Origin of the sequence: Streptomyces sp. NPDC020681, assembly GCF_044334895.1 — a bacterium.
GTDB lineage: Bacteria > Actinomycetota > Actinomycetes > Streptomycetales > Streptomycetaceae > Streptomyces.
This window is the reverse complement of the sequence record NZ_JBIRTX010000065.1, coordinates 1-2,858: the sequence shown is the minus strand read 5'-3', so window position 1 is coordinate 2,858 and position 2,858 is coordinate 1. Positions and strand designations below refer to the sequence as shown.

Sequence of the window (2,858 nt, the reverse complement as noted above, 5' to 3'; positions counted from 1 at the left end):
TCTGGCGAAGAGCCCATCAGGCCGCAGCGCGGAAAGCTCACATCACATCAAAAATGCAACTGTAATGCTAGCATTACAGTTGCATATTTTGCGGGTCTCTGAATCGATCGGTCACCATGATTCGGAGATCATGGATGGCTGGTGGATCGATCGAGACGACGCTTGAGCTTTGGGCGTCGTCGTTGCGGGATGTAAAGGCGCGGATCGCGCCGTTGTTCACGCAGGCGCGGGTGGCGGCGTCGGCTGGCCTGTTCCTGGATGGGTTGCTCGGTGACGAGCGGCGCAAGACCGGCTGGATGCGGGCGGAGGCAGCAGGCGATCCCGGCCCGTGGCGCCAGCAGGCACTTCTTGGGCGCGGTCGCTGGGACGCCGATGCGTTGCGCGATCTGGTCCGCGACTATGCTATGGAGACCCTGGCCGATCCGGACGCCGTACTCGTCGTGGACGAGACCGGGTTCCTGAAGCAGGGCAAGGCATCGTGCGGCGTGGGGCGCCAGTACACCGGCTCGGCCGGCAAGATCACCAACTGTCAGATCGGCGTGTTCGCGGCCTATGTGTCGCGCCATGGCCATGCCTTCATCGACCGGGCGCTTTATCTGCCCAAGGCCTGGACGGGCGACGCGGATCGAATGGCGGCAGCCCATGTGCCGGCGCAGACCGCCTTTTCGACCAAACCTGCCCTGGCCCTGGCCATGATCGGGCGGGCGATGGCCGCTGGCGTGCCCTTCGATTGGGTCGCCGCCGACAGCGTCTATGGCGTTGGTGACATCGAAATCGCGCTGCGCCGGGCCGGCAAAGGCTATGTGCTCGGCGTCAACGCGAACCATCATTTTGGCTCCTGGATCGGCAAGCCGCCTGTCGCCGGCACGGCCGAGGAGATTGCGGGCGCGCTTGACCCCGCGCTCTGGAAACGCCTGTCGGCCGGTACCGGGACCAAGGGCGAGAGGCTTCACGACTGGGTCTATTGCGAACTCGCCGATCTCGAAGCGGCCGAATATGACGAGAGCCGATCCGGGCTCTGGACGCGGGGGCTCCTGATCCGCAAAAATATCGCCGATGGCGCCCTGGCCTTCTTCTCGACCTGGTGCCCCGCCGGAACCGACATCGCCACGCTGGTCAGGGTCGAAGGCCATCGCTGGGCGATCGAGGACGGGTTCGAGACCGCCAAGAACGAACTCGGGCTCGATCACAACGAAACCCGCTCCTGGCATGGCTGGCTCCGTCACGTCTCGCTCGTCATGCTCGCCTTCGCCATGATGGCCGCCATCCGCCATCGCGCCAACGCCGCGCCGCCCCCAAAAAACACCCGAACTGCCCAACTGAAACTCACGCAGCCCTGATCCGCTGGTCCGTCCAGGAGATCCGTCGTATCGCCGTCAGGCTCGCCCAACGGCGCATCCAACCCGCACACGTCATCGCATGGTCGCTCTGGCGAAGAGCCCATCAGGCCGCAGCGCGGAAAGCTCACATCACATCAAAAATGCAACTGTAATGCTAGGATCGATCGACATTCAGGATTCACAACGGGTGTGATGTCTGATTCATAGGGTTCCGTGTTCTGACGCGGAGCCGATGATGGGGATCAAGCGCTACGAGCTGAGCGAGGCGCAATGGCTGCGGATCGCGCCGTTGCTGCCCGGCAAGACGAGCGATCCAGGTCGGACGGGCTCGGATAACCGCCTGTTTGTAAACGGTTGTCTATGGGTGCTGCGGTCTGGCGCGCACTGGTGTGACCTGCCCGAACGCTATGGCAAGTGGAAGACGGTGCATCGGCGTTTCAGCCGCTGGTGTCATGCCGGGGTGTGGGAGGCGGTGTTCAACGCGCTGACCGCCGACCGCGACAACCAATACCTGATGCTCGACAGCACCATCGTGCGCGCCCACCAGCAAGCGGCGACGGGAAAAGGGGGGCCAAGGACCAGGCGCTGGGGCGTTCCCGAGGCGGACTGACCACCAAGGTCCACATGCTCGCCGACAGGCTGGGCCGGCCCTTGCGGTTGCGCGTCACGCCCGGCCAGGCCAGCGACATCACAGCTGCTCCCGATCTCCTCGAAGGTCAGGAAGCCGACGCGGTGCTTGCCGACAAAGCCTATGACAGCAATGACTTACGCAACCAGATTGCCGCGATGAAGGCGCAGGCGGTGATCCCGTCCAAGCGCAACCGCAAGGTCTTCATCCCGCACGACGTCGAGATCTACAAGCACCGCAACCGGATCGAGCGATGCTTCAATCGCCTCAAGCACTTCCGCCGCTTCGCCACTCGCTACGACCGGAGAACCATCCACTTCACAGGCTTCGTCCACCTCGCCGCAGCCATGATATGGCTACGGTGAATGTCGATCCGCTCTAGGTCGCCGTGCGTCCGTTCGGACGCAGGAGCGGCGATCTAGCTCTTTGTTTGAGCATCGGATTTTTCCGAAAACCGGATTCCACTTTTCGGTCCGATGCTCTAGAGCAATTTCCGATCCAACTGGATCGTTCAATTGCTCTAGCCTTTTGTTTTATCGCATTTTCTTCACGCGAACCGGTATCCGCTTCGCTTGAAAATGCTCTAGGGCAGGCTCGGCCGCGACAGAATTTCGCCGGCGGCAGGAGTGAACGCCCATGCCGGCATCCGACATCGCGATCATCGGCGCAGGCCCTGCGGGCCTGATCGCGGCCGAGCGGCTGGCGCAGGCCGGCCACATCGTCACCCTCTATGACCGCATGCCCTCGGCAGCGCGCAAATTCCTGCTCGCTGGCCGCGGCGGGCTGAACCTCACCCATTCCGAGCCGCTCGACGCATTCCTGACGCGCTATCGCCCGGCGCAACCCTGGCTGGAGCCGGCCATTCGCGCCTTTCCGCCGCAGGCGCTGCG

General features: G+C 63.5%; 3 protein-coding genes. All 3 read left to right on the top strand.

What is annotated here, in order from left to right; translation table 11 throughout:
* The first annotated feature begins 116 nt into the window (after positions 1–116).
* Positions 117–1,340, top strand: coding sequence for an IS701 family transposase (locus ACH4YL_RS40655; protein WP_398512575.1), 1,224 nt, complete (start codon positions 117–119; stop codon positions 1,338–1,340).
* A 241-nt stretch (positions 1,341–1,581) separates the two neighbouring features.
* Positions 1,582–2,333 (top strand): IS5 family transposase gene (locus ACH4YL_RS40650; RefSeq protein ID WP_398512576.1). Its coding sequence is split into 2 segments (ribosomal slippage): positions 1,582–1,918 and positions 1,918–2,333, totalling 753 coding nucleotides; the frame shifts between segments, so codons are not numbered across the junction.
* A 271-nt stretch (positions 2,334–2,604) separates the two neighbouring features.
* A partial coding sequence (locus ACH4YL_RS40645; protein ID WP_398512574.1) for an NAD(P)/FAD-dependent oxidoreductase occupies positions 2,605–2,858 on the top strand: 254 nt, incomplete at its 3' end.

Excerpts from the sequence above, each read along its gene's own strand:
- ACH4YL_RS40655 (WP_398512575.1), top strand. The coding sequence starts at position 117 with ATGATTCGGAGATCATGGATGGCTGGTGGATCGATCGAGACGACGCTT.